Annotated in this window: 13 protein-coding genes; 11 read left to right on the top strand and 2 right to left on the bottom strand. The window is 37.2% G+C overall.

Annotated elements, in window-relative coordinates:
• The 3 genes from Q8M62_RS13540 to Q8M62_RS13550 all read left to right on the top strand — a co-directional run bounded on the left by Q8M62_RS13540 (nucleotide 1) and on the right by Q8M62_RS13550 (nucleotide 3,941).
• On the top strand, nucleotides 1-2,256 hold the full coding sequence (locus Q8M62_RS13540) for a multicopper oxidase domain-containing protein (protein ID WP_371134658.1): 2,256 nt from the start codon (nucleotides 1-3) through the stop codon (nucleotides 2,254-2,256).
• A 710-nt stretch (nucleotides 2,257-2,966) separates the two neighbouring features.
• Complete coding sequence (locus tag Q8M62_RS21580) at nucleotides 2,967-3,122, top strand: four-helix bundle copper-binding protein (RefSeq protein ID WP_371134666.1); 156 nt, start codon at nucleotides 2,967-2,969, stop codon at nucleotides 3,120-3,122.
• 168 nt (nucleotides 3,123-3,290) lie between these two features.
• Nucleotides 3,291-3,941: a DUF305 domain-containing protein gene (locus tag Q8M62_RS13550; RefSeq protein WP_146914370.1), complete on the top strand. Its 651-nt coding sequence runs from the start codon at nucleotides 3,291-3,293 to the stop codon at nucleotides 3,939-3,941.
• A gap of 415 nt (nucleotides 3,942-4,356) precedes the next feature.
• Here Q8M62_RS13550 and Q8M62_RS13555 read toward each other — a convergent pair whose 3' ends face one another.
• A complete protein-coding gene (locus tag Q8M62_RS13555; RefSeq protein ID WP_146914369.1) occupies nucleotides 4,357-4,587 on the bottom strand; it encodes a hypothetical protein in 231 nt (76 codons plus the stop codon).
• Between the two features lie 339 nt (nucleotides 4,588-4,926).
• Here Q8M62_RS13555 and Q8M62_RS13560 point away from each other — a divergent pair, with 339 nt between their 5' ends.
• The 8 genes from Q8M62_RS13560 to Q8M62_RS13595 all read left to right on the top strand — a co-directional run bounded on the left by Q8M62_RS13560 (nucleotide 4,927) and on the right by Q8M62_RS13595 (nucleotide 16,782).
• Nucleotides 4,927-5,148: a hypothetical protein gene (locus Q8M62_RS13560; RefSeq protein ID WP_305668177.1), complete on the top strand. Its 222-nt coding sequence runs from the start codon at nucleotides 4,927-4,929 to the stop codon at nucleotides 5,146-5,148.
• Nucleotides 5,149-5,409: 261 nt separating this feature from the next.
• A complete protein-coding gene (locus Q8M62_RS13565) occupies nucleotides 5,410-9,162 on the top strand; it encodes a hypothetical protein (RefSeq protein WP_305668178.1) in 3,753 nt (1,250 codons plus the stop codon).
• Between the two features lie 197 nt (nucleotides 9,163-9,359).
• The gene (locus Q8M62_RS13570) at nucleotides 9,360-9,557 is read left to right on the top strand and encodes a helix-turn-helix domain-containing protein (RefSeq protein ID WP_305668179.1); all 198 of its coding nucleotides are present in this window, start codon (nucleotides 9,360-9,362) and stop codon (nucleotides 9,555-9,557) included.
• A 21-nt stretch (nucleotides 9,558-9,578) separates the two neighbouring features.
• Entirely contained in the window at nucleotides 9,579-11,180 is a 1,602-nt protein-coding gene (locus Q8M62_RS13575) for a site-specific DNA-methyltransferase (RefSeq protein ID WP_305668180.1), read from the top strand.
• 2 nt (nucleotides 11,181-11,182) lie between these two features.
• A complete protein-coding gene (locus Q8M62_RS13580) occupies nucleotides 11,183-12,175 on the top strand; it encodes a virulence RhuM family protein (RefSeq protein WP_103923840.1) in 993 nt (330 codons plus the stop codon).
• Nucleotides 12,175-14,784, top strand: a complete 2,610-nt coding sequence (locus Q8M62_RS13585) for a DEAD/DEAH box helicase (protein ID WP_103923841.1) — start codon at nucleotides 12,175-12,177, stop codon at nucleotides 14,782-14,784. Before Q8M62_RS13580 ends, Q8M62_RS13585 begins: the two co-directional genes overlap by 1 nt.
• A 165-nt stretch (nucleotides 14,785-14,949) precedes the next feature.
• On the top strand, nucleotides 14,950-15,465 hold the full coding sequence (locus Q8M62_RS13590) for a hypothetical protein (RefSeq protein ID WP_305668181.1): 516 nt from the start codon (nucleotides 14,950-14,952) through the stop codon (nucleotides 15,463-15,465).
• Between the two features lie 135 nt (nucleotides 15,466-15,600).
• Nucleotides 15,601-16,782, top strand: a complete 1,182-nt coding sequence (locus Q8M62_RS13595; RefSeq protein ID WP_103923843.1) for a pentapeptide repeat-containing protein — start codon at nucleotides 15,601-15,603, stop codon at nucleotides 16,780-16,782.
• Nucleotides 16,783-16,870: 88 nt separating this feature from the next.
• On the opposite strand, the gene Q8M62_RS13600 is transcribed toward Q8M62_RS13595, so the two are convergent.
• On the bottom strand, nucleotides 16,871-17,236 hold the full coding sequence (locus tag Q8M62_RS13600) for a hypothetical protein (protein WP_184496441.1): 366 nt from the start codon (nucleotides 17,234-17,236) through the stop codon (nucleotides 16,871-16,873).
• Between the last annotated feature and the right edge of the window lie 128 nt (nucleotides 17,237-17,364).

Below are 17,364 nucleotides of genomic sequence, written 5' to 3' on the forward strand. Positions count from 1 at the left end.
ATGATAAAAAGTAATATTTATAAGAAGTTGTTGCTAATAGGTGTTGTGCTATTGGTAACCAACTCGCTTTTCGCACAAAAAGTAGTGCGATACGACTTGTATGTAAAGGATACCCTTGTCAATTTTTCAGGCAAAGAAAAATGGGCCATTGCCGTAAACGGGCAAATTCCGATGCCAACACTGACCTTTACCGAAGGTGATATAGCAGAAATATACGTGCACAACCAACTCGAAGAAAGCACCTCTTTACATTGGCATGGCTTGTTTTTACCCAATAAGGAAGATGGTGTTCCCTTTCTAACGCAAATGCCGATAGAACCCGGCACGACACACAAATACACATTTCCAATAATCCAACATGGCACACATTGGTATCATAGCCATAGCGGACTGCAAGAGCAAATAGGAATGTATGGCTCCATGATACTAAAAAAGCGGGAGGATGACCCAGGATTAAGGGCAGGGATTGACGATATTCCGACTGTCCCTATTATTCTAAGTGAGTGGACAGACTACAAACCTGAAAATGTGCATCGGATGTTGCACAATGCTTCTGATTGGTTCGCTATTAAAAAAGGAACCACTCAAAGTTATGCAGAGGCTATAAGGGAAGGTCATTTTAAAACCAAAGTTGCCAACGAATGGAAACGAATGTTGGCAATGGACGTGAGTGATATTTATTATGATAGATTTCTAATTAACGGCAAAAATGAAAGCCAATTATCCCAATTCAAAGCAGGTGATAGAGTACGATTGCAAATCTCAAACGGCGGTGCTTCCTCCTACTTTTGGCTCACCTATGCAGCCGGCAAAATGACCGTTGTAGCCAATGACGGCAACGATGTAGATCCTGTGGAAGTCGACAGGTTGATTATTGGTGTGTCGGAAACTTATGATGTAATCGTGACCATTCCTGCTGAAAATACTGCCTATGAGTTTCTTGCTACAGCGGAGGACCGCACCAAATCAGCTTCCATTTACATCGGTTCGGGCATCAAACAATTGGTCAGTCCATTGCCCAAATTGAAATATTTTGAAGGCATGAAGATGATGAACGATATGATGAAAATGAACGGCGACATGAACGATATGGGGATGAATATGAGCCTGCAACAAATGGATATGAACACAGTCATGTATCCTGAAATTTCCGGCGAAAAGAAACCGATGAAAATGGATGAAAAGCCTGGAATGGATATGAAAAACATGGATCATTCGAGTCACGGTTCTAGCAATACGGACATTGTAACCCTCAATTATGCAATGCTCAAATCTCCAACTAAAACCACATTACCTGCTAGTGCACCCGTTAGGGAAATGCGCTTTGAACTGACAGGCAATATGAACCGCTATGTGTGGAGTATGGATAATAAGGTGCTTTCAGAATCCGATAAAATATTGATAAAAAAAGGGGAAATCGTGCGAATTACCCTTTTCAATAATTCGATGATGCGCCACCCAATGCATTTGCATGGACATGATTTTAGGGTGATCAACGGACAAGGGGAGTACGCTCCGCTCAAAAACGTAATGGATATTATGCCAATGGAAACCAACGTAATTGAGTTCGAAGCTAATGTAGAGGGAGATTGGTTTTTCCACTGCCACATTCTCTATCATATGATGGCAGGCATGAACCGGGTGTTCAGTTATGAAAAACAAGAGCCAAATCCCCTGTTGCCGGACAAAAATTGGGCCTACAAAAAATTGCAAAAAGAGAGCAACCAATTACACCTTATGGCTCAAAATGACTTTGCCACCAATGGAAATGACGGAATGGCAATGTTGCAAAATACGCGTTGGAGTTTTGGCTCTGAATGGCGACTAGGGTACAATGATGAGCACGGTTATGAAAGTGAAACGCACGTAGGCAGATATCTTGGAAGAATGCAATGGTTAATGCCTTTTGTTGGTTTTGATTGGCGCTACAGGAAACTAGGACATGGCGAAGTGGAGCAAAACATCTTTGGACAGAAAAGCACGAAAGACAACCGCGCTCAATTCAGTGTAGGAGTTGCCTATACCTTACCTCTGCTTTTTATTTTACAAACCGAAGTTTACCAAGATGGCAACGTAAGGGTCCAATTAAGACGAGAGGATATACCTGTATCAAAAAGATTCAGAGCAAACATTATGGTTAATACTGACAAAGAATACATGGTCGGATTGAACTATATAGCAGGTAAAAACATCGGATTCAGAACTCATTACGATAGTGATATGGGATTTGGAGTGGGATTGATGTTGAATTATTGAGTACTGATGTTCAATTAATAAGATTAAACTATATTGATATAGATAGCTTGACTAAACTGCCTCAATTATATGATCGGTTTTGTGGAAGTTATCTTTAGATCTATAATAAAGTAAGTAGCAAGTTATAGTACGATTTTAACTACAAGACTCCATTCCTTATTTCTGTAATAATTTGGTTCCTGTAGTCAAAAAATTTGAGAGAAACACTCGGCTAAACCCTATAATACTTGGTGAAAAGTTTAAAAACTGAGATTTGCAGTAGGTTAACAGACACTAGACCTTTTGATAACGACACTAAAGCCTCCTGCATGAACTGTAGGAGGCTTTATGTTTAGAGTAGTTTGGTCGCTCTCGGTTCTGCAAAAATTAATTCATTTTGGCCTATTTGGTACGGTAGATGCATTCTACAATTTCAATAACAAACACTTGGCACCTTGATGTTTGATTATCTGGATATCGGGCGACAGCGATACTGAAGGCCGGGTAACAGCGGACCTGAAGAAAATTTAAATTAACTAGTTATGATTCACGAAACATTTAAAAATTGTATCGATGCCTGTTATGACTGTGCAAGTGAATGCGACCACTGTGCTACAGCCTGTCTTCAAGAGGATGATGTTAAAGCAAAGGCAAAATGTATCCAGTTGGATAGATATTGTGCTGATATCTGTCGTATGGCTGCCAGCTTTATGGCCCGAGCCGATGGCTTTATGAGTGAAAATTATGCCCGCCAATTATGTGGTCTTTGCGCCACGATTTGTGAAGAATGTGGAGCAGAATGCGACAGTCATCAATCAGAGCACTGTAAAAATTGTGCAGAAGCTTGTAAAAGATGCGCTGGAGAATGCAGAAAGATGGCCGCTTGAGAGAGTTGCTGCAGTCCAAGAGGATATACTTTTTGAAGTACATCCTTTTGGAAATAGTTTTTACAGAATACGTCCATGATGAATACTTGTCAATCGACTATGCTGAAATTTTGTTAGACATGAAACGTGTATTGATAAAACAATGAGTTTTACATAAAAATAATCAAAATGAAAATCTTTGAAAATACGTACTATATAAAATCGCGGTTAGCAATAATGCCGCTTGCATTCATGTGTTTACTCTCTTGTGATAAAGACGATGAATTCTTGAAATTACAAAGCCATGATGACAATGAGTTTATGACAATTATGCATAATATGAATTCGCAGATGGATGCCATGCAAATGACTGGCGATGCAGATCATGATTTTGCCAGTATGATGGTCATCCACCATCAGGGTGCTATAGATATGGCCAATAAAGAACTTATGAACGGGAATGATCCTACAATAAGAGCAATGGCACAGCAAATCATTGATATGCAGACAGCAGAAAAAACTGAGCTAACAACTTGGCTTGAAAACCATACTCCGGATTCCAACACAGAAGGTCAGGCATTTGCCAATGAAATTATGAACGTGATGGAGAAGATGAAAAACTGGAAAGACATCCAGCTTTTGACAGGTGACGCGGATAATGATTTTGCACAACTTATGATTGTTCACCATCAAAACGCCTTCGATAACGCTCAATCAATCTTACATCATGGCCACCACGATGAGATAAAAGAAATGGCTAACAAAATGATCGAGGATCAAAATCAAGAAATAACCGATTTAGCTGCTTGGTTGAAGATTAACGGACCTTATAGACAATAATCTAAAATCAAACTATGAAAATAGCAGGAGACGAAATTGTTAGCCTGTAGTTCTACATTTTATAAATTATAATTATCTGAGGTCCAAAAAATCCAGAACTCAGATTTTAGTGTTATTTGAATCCCAAAACGATGACATAGGTCATTTTAACCCAAATCCGTCTATAGGAAAAACCTCTAATGACATTCATTAGAGGTTTTTGCATGTAAACAATTAAAAATGTTGATTTTGAAAACTTTTTTGAGATGCTTTTTGATTCTTTTCCCTTAAGATTTTTTTATCCTATGAAGCCTTTAAAAATTGAATTTACAGAAAGGAAATTACTCCTTGGGGTGGTATGCTCTTTTCTCTAAGATGCTCCAGACCATAGGTTATGATTCAATAGTTAGCAAACTGGATCTGCCTCAGCCGGGGTCTAACTGCGGTATTCTCCGCGGCAATTAGTGATCAGTTTTCTGGCCAGTGTGTGGTGCGGTCCAATTGTTTTGAACATCTGTAAGTGACCCGAAGCGATCAGGTGATCCGGGAAAGAATGGATCTCGAAAGACCAATCCGGATTGATCGGGTCTTGATTTTTCAATTTTTCCAGATAGGATTTGATGGTCTCCTTCTGTTTCTTACTGATGGCTGTTTGCTCAAAGAGCATGGAGTAGGGGAGTTTATCGACAATTTGAATTTGAAGCTATGCCTCCTGGAGAAGTTTCTGTGCCACTTGCTGAGGAGATTACCCTTAATTGAGTTTGGCCAGTTCGGTCTTTTCATCTTGCCTTTTCCCGAAGTATTTACAAGCCCTATTCAGGTTTTATCCAATTGTATGCACAAAGGTCGGATGGCCTGTCAGTTTCAAAAAATTGAGGCTTTTAGCAGAATTTCCTAAAAACAGGGTTTCCTACGGACTGCCTCCCGTTTTTTAAATTCTAATTTTTCCTCACTTTCCCGGCCATCCTAAATGACCTGCATAAATTTTAACTAAAACCAAAATACTATGGCATTCTCAAAAAAGTACATCGGAAAAGGAAAGCAAGTCGAAAATAGAAACATTGTGGAAGTGAGCCTGAATATGACTGAGCTTCAAAACCACACCTTCGAGTATGAAGGAGAAACCTTCGTCAAGTTCAATGTCGCCAAGCTAAAAGAACCTGATCAGTACGGAAAAACCCACACGGTTTACGTTTCCGTTAAAGAACCGGATTCGGAAGAATCTTGAGAAAAGCCCGAAAGGGCTTTTTTTGAATTAATCTACCTGTGAGAAACTCACTTTGATATTGTAGTTCTAAAGAGGAGTTCCAAAATTCAACCCCACCGCTGGTTTGTACCAACCAAATCCTTAATTTGGATTAACTGGCAAGAACTTAACTTCAAATCAGCGGGGTTTTCCAGTTTTGTCCCTTATTTTATTCCATCAGATCCACTAATCGCATAGATTGTTAGGGTTTAGGAACTTGAGATAATCTTGAATAATTTGAATATGACAGGAAGACTTCAACTCATCGAGCAAAAATTAATTGCAATAGACCCTGCAGGATTTCAAAACCTTTGCGACGCATATTTAATGATGAGGGAGGAAGGAGTCCGAAGTTTCAATAGAACTGGAAGCCAGCTCGGTAAGCAAAAAACAAAAATAGGTACACCTGATAGTTTTGTGAGACTTGATGATAATAAACTAGCCTGCATTGAGTACACAACGCAAGCAGAATCGAAAGTTTTAAAAATCAAGGGAGATATCGATAAATGCCTAGATGCGGAAAAAACAGGAGTCGCAGCTGAAAAATTAGATCAAATTATCGTCTGCTTCAATTCTCGATTGACTATGGAGGAAGAAGCAGAAATCCAAGATTATGCTCAACAATTAGGGAAGAGGGTTGATCTCATAGGGATAGACACTTTATCTATTGAAATTCAATCAAAATATCTTCTATTGTCTAGAGATTTTTTGGGTATTCCGATTGAAACGGGTCAAATTTTACCATTTGATAAGTTTATTTCTGAATATAATAACAAGGCTCATCAATTGTCTACTCCTTTGGATAATGAGTTCCTTCATCGAGATAAGGAACTTCAAGAGCAGCTTGGGTTTTTGGAGAGAACTGATTTACTAATAATATCAGGAGCTCCGGGAATTGGGAAAACCAAAATTGGAATAAAAGTAATTCAGGAGTTCATAGAGCTTAATCCTTCCTATTTGTCTTTTGCGATTGCTAAAAAAGGAGTTGACATTTTTGAGGATTTAAGAATTCAGCTCCAAGTTGATAGGGATTATATTTTACTTATTGATGATGCAAATAGACAGCTTTCGAATTTAATTCAAATTTTGGGAGTATTTAAAGAAGAAAGGAAAGGAAAAATAAAAATCCTTATCACAGTTAGAAATTATGCACTCGATGACATTAAAAATTTGACCTCTTATATTGAAAAGGAGGTGATTGATTTAAAGAAATTTTCTGATGAAGAGATTGTTCAGATTATTTCAAGTGACTCATTTAAAATTCTTAATCCTGAATACCAAAAGAGGATAGTCACAATTAGCGATGGTAATGTCCGCTTGGCTGTAATGGCCTCTAGACTTGCAAATAAGAAACAAGAGGATTTTTTGATCGGCGATGTTTCGGATTTATTTGACTTATACTTCGGAACTTTCATGTCTGATTTTGACCTGTTTAATGATAAAAATGTTTTGAAGGTTTTAGGGATAATTTCTTTTTTCTTTTCAATTAGCCGGAATGATAGGAGTCTTTTAGAGTCATTATCCAGGCTTTTCGATATTGATTACTACGATTTCAATGAGGCGATTGAAGAATTGCATAAACGAGAGTTAATTGAGGTTCAGTTCAATCGGGTTCGCATTTCAGAACAAGTAATGGCAACCTATTTTTTTTATAAGGTTTTTATTAAGGATCAGATTTTATCATTTGATATCCTGATAAATAATTTTTTTCCTCTTATGAAATCCAGATTCAAGGATTCAATCATTCCGGCGAATAATTCATTTGGTTATGAGAATGTTTTCAAAAAAATACATCAAGATTTAAATAATTATCTTCAGCAAAAATCAGGAGATGAAGATGCAGCTCTCGATTTTCTCGACTTGTTTTGGTTTTATTTACCAGAAGATACATTGACTTATTTTCACACTAAAATCACAGAATTACCAGAACCTGATTCTTCGGTTTATAGGACCAAATATGAGATTAATGATTTTGTTTTTGAAAAAGAGAAGACATTAGATTTTATTTCGAGATTCTTCCGTCATATTACCAGCTGGTTTGATACCGCTGTTCTTTTAGGTTTTGAATATATTAGAAAGAAGCCTCAGCATCTTCCAGAATATATTCGGCGCATTAAAGAAACCTTAAATTTCGCACATAGTGACGAAAAGTATGGTTTTAAACGTCAGGTTGACTTTATTCAAATTCTTATAGATAATGCTCATAGTGGGAATCCCCATTATTTGGCGGCGTTTTTTGAACTTTCAAAATTCTTTTTGCAACAGTCTTTTCAAGTATCCGAAGGAGGAAGAAATCACTCAATTTCATTTTATGAATACCCGCTTCCGTTGTATAGTGTGACTAAGGAATTGAGAGCTTCAATTTGGGAAAAGCTCTTCGGATGCTTTGAAAATTATCCTAAAGAAGTTTATGAGGTTATAGCGAATTTTCGACCTAGTTATCACGAATTAAACCCAGAAGTCTTAGACTTTGATTTAGGTTTGTTAGTTCCGTTTTTTTCTGAAAACTTTTCGCCAAAGACTTTCAAATATGCGCATTGTGTGCAAGAGATGATATATCGCTTTGATAGGGAGGAAAGGATTATCAACAGATCGTATAGGGAACTAAAAGAAAAATTCCTAACAGAGGATTATTTGGCCTATCGAAAGTTAGATTGGAATAAACTTCGGGACAAAGAAGAATTTGAGTTCGATAACTGGGAAGAATACGAGGCTCTAAAATCTGAGGAATTTAAGAATTATTTCTTGTTTGATGATGAGTCTGAATTCCCTAAACTTTTTACTGCCATAGAAAATATTCAAACTGTTAAGGAGAGGGATTACTTTCCCGCTGGACAATCAATAAACATTATTATTGAAGAGAATTTTAAGAAAAATAATGAATTGGGGTTTCAAATATTTCGGAGAATTTTAGAAGAATTCCCTAAAGGGCTTCAGTTTCCGCATAGAGCAATAGGTGTGATTGTTAGGAGCTCGCCTGGTTGGTGTCTGAAGATTTGGACTGAGCTTGAGCAATGGGAAAATGAGGATAGTAATTTTTGGAAGATTAGTTTTTTTAGACATCTTCCAACTGATTTTCTTGATAAGTTTTATTGTGATTGTTTGCTTCAATTGATTGATAGTATCGATAGATATATCTATTTGTATGTCGAGGACTTTTCTCGATTCAATTTGATTGATAAGGATTTTTCAAAAACAGCTTTGTTGAAAATATCTAAGAAGAATGATGAATTAGGTCTAGTAATTGCCTTTGAAGATGATGTTTTTGAAAAAAACCTAGATTTATTTGAGTCGGATTATGGTTTGATAAGTAAGTCTTATTTTCAACAGTTTCGAATAAACCATTCACAAATATTTGACTATAAGGGTAAGGGGATTGAGGTAATTTTTAAATCCTATCCCGGATTTCTTATGGATTTTGTCCGTCAGTTAGAAGAGATTGAAAGAAATGGGAGAGGTGGAAAGGATATTTGCTTTGGGTTTGTCTGGAAATATGAAGGAGTTGAAAATTTGATTACTGAGGTGAGCGATTTTTTGGTTGAAAATGACCGGTACTTCGGTTATAGTTATCACGCACATTCTATTCTGTTTAAGGATTTGAATCAAGAATCAATCGAGAAGGCATATGACTTTGTCCAAAATGAAATTCGAAGGAACAGTAAGAATTCGAAGAAAATCCAAGTCTATTTTCAAACAATTAGGAGTTGTTTTAAAGACAAGTTTGAAATCGCATTTTTAGATTTTCTATCAATCAATTCTGATTTGGAGATATTTAAATCAATTGATTGGGTCGGGAATGTCGGGGTTGTCATGGGGGACGTTAATTTTGGCGAGCTTAATGCCAAGCGATGGGGGAATATTTTGGATTTGGTTAATAAGTCTGATCCTACTTTAGCAATGATTCCAATTAAAGGTTTTTTGAAGAAAAGGATCGAAGCAGAATATAGATACGCTGAATATGAAAGAGAAAGGAAATTTTCAACTCCAGATTGGTAGTGGTTAGTTCTCTTTTGAAGTAATGGGCAATTCCTTTTTTCACCCTTTAAAAACGTTCTTGTTCTTGCCCTTTGTAAGTTGTTTCGTGAGAGAATTGTGCCTACTAGATATTTGAAAGTTTTTTAGTTCTCTTTCTATCTCAAAAAACGAGATAATCCCGAGAATTCTCTATTTTTAGTCTCTGACGAATTTCAGGAATGAACCGGATCAAAGAAGTGCTTGAGGAAAAAGGGATTACCCAAACTTGGCTTGCCGAGCAACTCGGCAAAAGCTACAATATGGTCAATGGCTATGTCCAAAATCGGCACCAACCACGATTGGAGGTTCTATTTGAGATTGCCAGAATATTGGGAGTGGACCCGAAGGAACTCATCAAGTCTAGCCAAAATTTTTAAACCCAGCTTTAATTAAAACCAATGCCTACACTACACTGGATAGGAAAGGAAAAAGTAATCAATCACCACATGGACGTACCTTTTAAGGTACTAGAGCATAGCTATGGATTTGATAACGGAACACAGACCAGCACCGAAACGCAAAGCGGGAATAAGATAATCCATGGGGACAACCTGGAAGCCCTCAAAGCACTGCTGCCTGAGTATGAAGGTAGGATAGACTGTATTTACATTGATCCCCCATATAACACAGGAGAAGAGAGTTGGATTTACAATGATAACGTCAGTCATCCCAAATTAGCTAAATGGATTGGGCAGGTAGTTGGAAAGGAAAGCGAAGACTTAGGAAGGCATGATAAATGGCTATGTATGATATACCCGCGTCTCCAATTGCTTTCAAAATTGCTCAAGGATTCAGGTGTAATTTTTATTTCAATTGATGACAATGAATTATTTAACTTGAAAATATTACTTGACGAAATATTTGGCCGAAACGCATTTGTCACAAATTTCATCTGGGAGAAAAGAACAAATCGTGAAAATAGAAAAGTGATATCGTCCCGGCATGAATATATTTTATGCTATTCTAAGAACAACAGTGATCATAGTCAAAGTATTAACCAACTCTCTATGACACAAGAAGCTTTAGATAGATATAAAAATCCAGATAACGATAAAAACGGGCCTTGGAAATCTGATCCCGCAACCGCACAGGCTGGACACGCGACAAAAAGTCAATTTTATGAATTGCTAGCACCAAACGGTAAAAAGCATTCGCCTCCTAGTGGTCGCTGTTGGTTGTTTACAGTGGATGTTATGCAAGAAAAAATAAGCAAAAATGAGATTTGGTTCGGAGAACATGGGAATAACGTACCACGAGTTAAGACTTATTTAAATGCGAAAGAAAGAGGATTAACCCCTGAATCAATAATTTTTGCTGAGACAGGTTCGACAAATGAAGGAGCTAAAAAAGAAATAAAATCTATTTTTAATGGAAAGGCTTCTTTTGTAACACCTAAACCCAAAGATTTAATAAGTCATCTATTAACGATTGGGACTTCAAAAAATTCGATTATCCTCGACTCTTTCGCAGGCTCAGGCACCACAGCACATGCTGTACTCAATCTCAACAAACAAGATGGAGGTAATCGTAAGTTTATCTGCATAGAAATGGAAGAATATGCCGAGACGATTACCGCAGAGCGGGTGAAGCGGGTAATTAGTGGCTACGGCGAAGACAAAAAAGCGGTAGAAGGAACAGAAGGAAGTTTTGATTTCTACGAATTAGGCCAGTCACTATTTGATGAGAATGGAAATCTCAATGAATCTGTTGGGCTGCCGAAAATCCGAAACTATGTATGGTACACTGAAACCAAAACTCCCTTGAAGGGTGAGAAGCATGAGGACAATGCCCATTTTCTTGGGAAGCATAACGATACCTCCTACTATTTCTACTACGAATCAGAGGCCATTACTACACTGGATCATAGCTTCCTGGCAAGCGTCAAGACCAAAGCTGAGCAATATGTGGTCTACGCCGATAATTGTCTGCTCACTAAAGAGTTTATGGTGAAGCACCATATCATTTTTAAGAAGATACCTAGAGATATTACGAGATTCTGACCATGAGTGAACAACAAAATAATTTCCTGCTCTATACCGCTCCTTCTGGGGAGGTGCGAGTGCAGGTTTACCTTCAGGATGAAAGTGTTTGGTTGACACAAAAGGCAATGAGTGAGCTTTTTGGAGTCAATGTGCCAGCAATTAGTAAGCACCTGACCAATATTTTTGAAGAGGGTGAGCTTCAGGAAAATTCAGTTATTTCCATTTTGGAAACAACTGCTTCGGACGGGAAAAACTACAAAACTAATTTTTATAACCTGGACGCTATTATTTCAGTCGGGTACCGCGTCAATTCATCCAAAGCAACTCAGTTCAGGATTTGGGCGACCCAAACCTTAAAAGAATTTATCATCAAAGGGTTTGTGTTGGATGATGAGCGATTAAAGCAAGGAACTACCGCTTTTGGTAAGGACTATTTTAAGGAGTTGCTCCGAAGGGTTCGTTCTATCCGTGCAAGTGAGCGGAGGATATACCAGCAGGTGACAGACATTTTTGCAGAATGCAGCATCGATTATGATCCTAAGTCGGAGATCACCAAGAATTTTTATGCGATGGTTCAGAATAAATTTCATTTTGCCATCACGGGTAAGACGGCCGCTGAAATTATTCATCTCTCAGCTGACGCCAAAAAAGAAAACATGGGCCTGACCACTTGGAAAAATAGCCCCGATGGCCGAGTGTTAAAGTCGGATGTGATCATCGCCAAGAATTACCTTCAGGAAAAAGAGATCCAACAATTGGAAAGAACCGTGACAGGATATTTCGATTACATCGAAGGGCTGATTGAGCGAGAGAATACCTTTACCATGGAAGGCTTGGCGGAAAGCGTCAACAAGTTTTTGACTTTTAATGAATATAGAGTCCTTTCCGGAAAAGGCCGGATTTCTAAACTTCAGGCAGACAAAAAAGCGGTAAAGGAATATGATGAGTTTAACAAAACGCAAAAAATCATCTCTGACTTTGACAAAGAAGTGAAAAAATTGAAGAAGAAGTAATGGAACTGAAGCCCTATCAACAAGAAGTCATCAATGATTTGTCTCTATTCTTGGAGAGCGTGCAAGAAACCAAGGACACCGCCTTGGCATTTCATAATTTTTGGTCAGCTCATCCAAAAACGCCATTGATGCCTTTTCCTGGAACAGCCATTGAACCTTACAAAAACAATGTGCCTCGGGTACCTCATATTTGTCTGAAAGTACCCACCGCAGGAGGGAAGACTTTTATTGCCTGCAATGCCATCAAGACTATTTTTGATGCATTTAACTATGACAAGCCAAAAGCTGTGGTGTGGCTGGTTCCCTCCATTACCATTTTGGAACAGACCATCAAAAATCTTAAAGATCCATCTCACCCCTATAGACAAAAAATCAATTCTCACTTTGGAAACAAAGTTGAGGTTTTTGATAAATCAACCCTGCTTCAGGGTAGCGGATTCAATGCAACCTCGGTGAAGGAGCAATTGAACATAATGGTGTTTAGCTTCGATAGTTTAAAGGCCAAAAACAAAGAAGACAGAAAGGTTTTTCAGGAAAATGGAAACCTCCAATCTTTTGAGAGCTTCCTGGAAAAGAATGATGAGATCACGCTGGGGGCGGTTATAAAATACCTTAATCCGGTGGTTGTGGTAGATGAAAGTCACAACGCAGAAAGTGATCTGAGTGTGGATATGCTTAAGGAAATCAATCCTTGCTTTATCCTGGACCTAACTGCTACACCTCGCAAAAACAGCAACATCATTAGCTTCATAGATGCACTGGATCTGAAGAAGGAGAATATGGTGAAGCTTCCGGTGATTGTGTATAATCATCAGGATAAGACTGAAGTGATCAACTCTTCCCTGCAGCTTCAGAGGCGACTTGAGAAACAGGCACTGGATGAAGAGAAAAACGGAGGGAAATACATTCGACCGATTGTGCTTTTTCAAGCCCAACCGCGAAATGCTGATGATAACACAACTTTCGAAAAACTGAAAGAGAAGCTTATCGAGTTGAAAATTCCAGAAGAGCAAATCAAAATCAAGACGGCCAATCTAAATGAATTAAAGAATATCGACTTGATGAGTCGAGACTGTGAAGTACGATTCATCATTACGGTAAATGCACTTAAAGAAGGCTGGGACTGTCCCTTTGCCTATATTTTGGCTTCTTTGGCAGACAAGAGTTCGGCGGTGGACGTGGAGCAGATTTTGGGGCGAGTTTTGAGACAGCCCTATGTAATGAAGCACAAATTCCCCTTGCTTAATGTGAGTTATGTTTTGACCGCATCTTCCAGATTTTTAGAGACACTAGACAACATTGTAAAGGGGCTGAACAAGGCGGGATTTAGTGATAAAGATTATAAGTTGGCTGATTCCACTGCCGTGGAACCTGCTAGACCGGCAGATCCTTTACAACAGCTTACCTTAATTCCATCTCTTGGTGTGACTCAAAATCAGCCGGAATCAGATGAGGATATCACTTCAGATATTGATGTGTCAAGAATTTCAGTTTCTGACGATTATCCAGAAGTGGAATCGGTATCTGAAATAGAAAACACGGCGATTGAACAAAATGAAGCTTTTGAAAAAGCAGTCTCTGAAATGGAATCCAGTGGTATTCCAGTATTGCCCAACGAAATCCAAAAATTGGTGAAAAGATATACGATAAAAGAGGTTTTTAAAGATGAGGTGGAGAAAGTAAACCTCCCTCAGTTCTATCTCAAGGTGCCTTCCAACGATTTATTCAGTTCAGGCTTAGAAGAGCTTCCATTAGAAAAGGAAAACTTATTGGAAGGCTTTGCTTTGAGTAAAGCAGATACCAACATCGCTTTTGACACCATCACTTCAGAGCTTTACAAGGTAGATTTGGATGAGACTAAAAAGGAACATACACCAACTTTTGTTCGCTTGGATGGAATAGTCAAAGAAAGTGTCATGACCTTTCTACTTGATCCAGCTAGAAAAGAGAGTAGGATTAAGAATTTTACAAGGAGGATCATGGATTTGATTGGGAACATGTATCCTATTGCTGACAAGGAAATAGAGAAATATATCAACCGGATCTTAGAGGACTTTACTGATGAGCAGTTTTCTGCTTTCGCGAACAACGAATACACCTATAAGGATAAAATAAAGCAAAAAATTACCGCGCTTTCTGAATCCTACGCTGAACAAAAATTCAAGGACTTTTTGGATACGGATAAGGTCTTCATCAAATCATCCTACTCACTGCCCAAAAGCATATCGCCTGGGGATACGGCCAAGGATATCACCAAATCTCTGTATGAGAAAGAAGGAAAGATGAATGGTTTTGAAGAGCAGGTAATCAATGAAATCGGAAACATGAGCAATATCGCATTTTGGTCACGCAATATTGACAGAAAAGGCTTCCGGATTAATGGCTTTATAAACCACTATCCTGATTTTATCATCCAAACGAAAAGCGGTAAGACTGTCCTATTGGAGACAAAAGGAGACCATTTGGATGCTGAACAAAAAATCCGATTAGGCGCGTTTTGGGCAAGTAAAGCGGGAAATAATTTCCGGTATTTTATGGTCTATGAAAGACGTACGGTAGATGGGGCTTACAAGCTTGAGGACTTTCTGAAAATAATTAAGGATATCTAGGCAAAGTCCCTAAAAGCCGAGTCCTAGACTTCGAGGACAAAATCCAATACCGGCAATTTTCTAAGTATTGGTCGGACGGTTAAGTTGATGAAGGAGATTGATGTGGCGGGTAACGATTTGGTATAAAGTAGGAATGAATAAATAAGTAAGCAATTATAAATAAATATGAAAAAGCTCATTTTCTTTTGGCTGACATTATCATGTCTTTCAGCTCATGCCCAAGAAAGATTTTCAAACGTACAGTTTCAAGGCGCGAGGAAGCAGATTTTAGAAGCTTTTGAAAAAAATGTTTATGTCTCTGGGAAACTAACTTCTGGAGAAACAATAAAATCTTCCTGTTCTGGTGGATCATGTTCTATTGTAATCGAATATAATGGTAGATCCGTTGAACAACCTATTGGGGATGATATTTCCCATTTAACAATCTATGAGTATGACTTTTCGGGTGATGGGGATTCTGAGATTGTTGTGGTTAACGATTTTATGGACACTTCTTTCCTTTTTGTATTTAGTTATTCAAAGGGGTTGATTCAGAAAATATTTCAATATGAAGTTTCATATTATAAAACGGAGATAATGAAGGATTATATTATCTATTACTTGCCAAGTGGACCTGAAAACATTTGGCATTATTATCAAGGAGGTTTCTGGGAATTGAATCCAATGGAAATTGAGTGGTAGCCTTTCAAGGTAATTAAGGCCCAAAGTCCGATGCCTCGATTTCAAAAACATCATTCATTATTAAATAATTATCAAAGCCATTACCGAGATGGATAGTACGTTGAAGGAAATTGATGGAGTTAAAAATTTACCAATATGAATAGAAATCAAATTCAAAGAATTTTAAAGAAAAATGGCCTTCAAGGAGATTCTTTGGTTGATGTTTGGTACTCAGATCATTCGAAAGCAAGAGATCTTTTGGATAGAATAATTCCTGGATATGGCCAAAAAATCGAGAAGCAGATTAGATGGGAGACTGAACCCGGGATAAAGGCGCTAGAAATAATCAAATCAAAAATTAATATTCTTCAAAAAGAAACAGCTGCTCAAAATTCTGAAAGAGTTCGAAGTGGAGATTATCAAATAGAAAAAACTATAATCGATTTTAATCAAATTTTAATTGATGGAATTTCCATAAGTCAATTTATGTATACCAACATTCCTCATACCTACAGTACTGGAGGTTGGATGGATTTATTAGGTATACCATTGAAATGGATTCGATTGCAAAATTGCATAATACGGAATGCTCAACTTTCTTGTGGGATATTTGATAATTCTGAATTTTATAATGTCGAGTTTCTGAACTGTAATCTTAATGATTGCTCATTTAAAAACTGTAGAATTGGCTTCATTAGATTTGGAGATCAATCTGGCTCTTTCACAAATGCTGATTTGAATAATGCTTTTGTAAATGCTATAGATTTTTCATCTAAGATGTGGGGAGGGGCAAAAATTAATGAGATCTCGTATTTTGGTTTATTGAAAATCTCAATTTTCGGAGAAAATAGTTTTAGTAAATACAATAACTATACTTCATTTTCTGCCTGTAATGTGTCAGTAGATAGCGAGCAAGAACCATATAAGGAATTATCCGAATATGTTATATGGTTTCAAAATACAATTAGTAAATTTTCAAAAATCTCAAGTGAACCTAGAATTTTTCCTCGGGAATTACACAGAATGAAAAATGTTTTACTGGCATTTTCAACAAAAAATTGGAGTTCTATTTCTGCTATTTTCTTTTCTGCTGCATTGATAGTTTTAACTTTTTCTTTTTCATTTCTTTTTTTGAAAGAAAATTTCTTGAATATTTCTAGTTTTGGCGATTCAATTAATTTTAGTGTCCAAATTTTTACTGGTCTAGGTTATGCTGATATTAAGCCTGATCTAACAAAAGGTTCCTTAGGGAACACAATTGTTTCAATAGAAAATATAGTTGGATATATTTGGATTTCACTTACTCTTGTGGTTATCGGAAGGAAGATTTTAAAATAGAGAGCTATATTAATAAGAAAAATTAAGATTGGATTTGGGATTTAATTTGGGAATCTTGAAGAAATGAAACTCTTTTTGGAAATCAGTTTCATTTTTCTTTCATTCTTAATTGAATCCCCTCCATTTGAAAGTATTTCGTTAGTCCGATACCTAGACCAATCCCGCCTAGAACCCCTAAAAATGTAAGACCTTTATTTAGAATATTATCTTCTTCAAGATTCATTTTTTCCTGAATCATTATTATAAGGCTGATTGAGAAAACAAAAATTGATATTCCAAAAAGCCATTTTGTCCAGAAAATTAGTGGTTGTATTCTCGAATTGAATATATTGTTCTCAGCAAGAGTTTTTGATTCATCATCAATATATTTTTTAGTGGTATCATATTTTAGATTGACTTTTCTCCAAAGAAAAGAAAATATAAGCGTACATAGAAACGATATTAAATAGCCCATTTTGAGAATATTATTTAGTAATGTAATTTCGATTAGTGGTTTTTGACCTATTATTAAATTAATAATACCCCTTTATCTTTTAAAATGCAATTCCTTATTCTTCCTTTTGCTTACGATTTCGAGGATGA

Origin of the sequence: Algoriphagus sp. (assembly GCF_030694375.1) — a bacterium.
Lineage (GTDB): Bacteria > Bacteroidota > Bacteroidia > Cytophagales > Cyclobacteriaceae > Algoriphagus.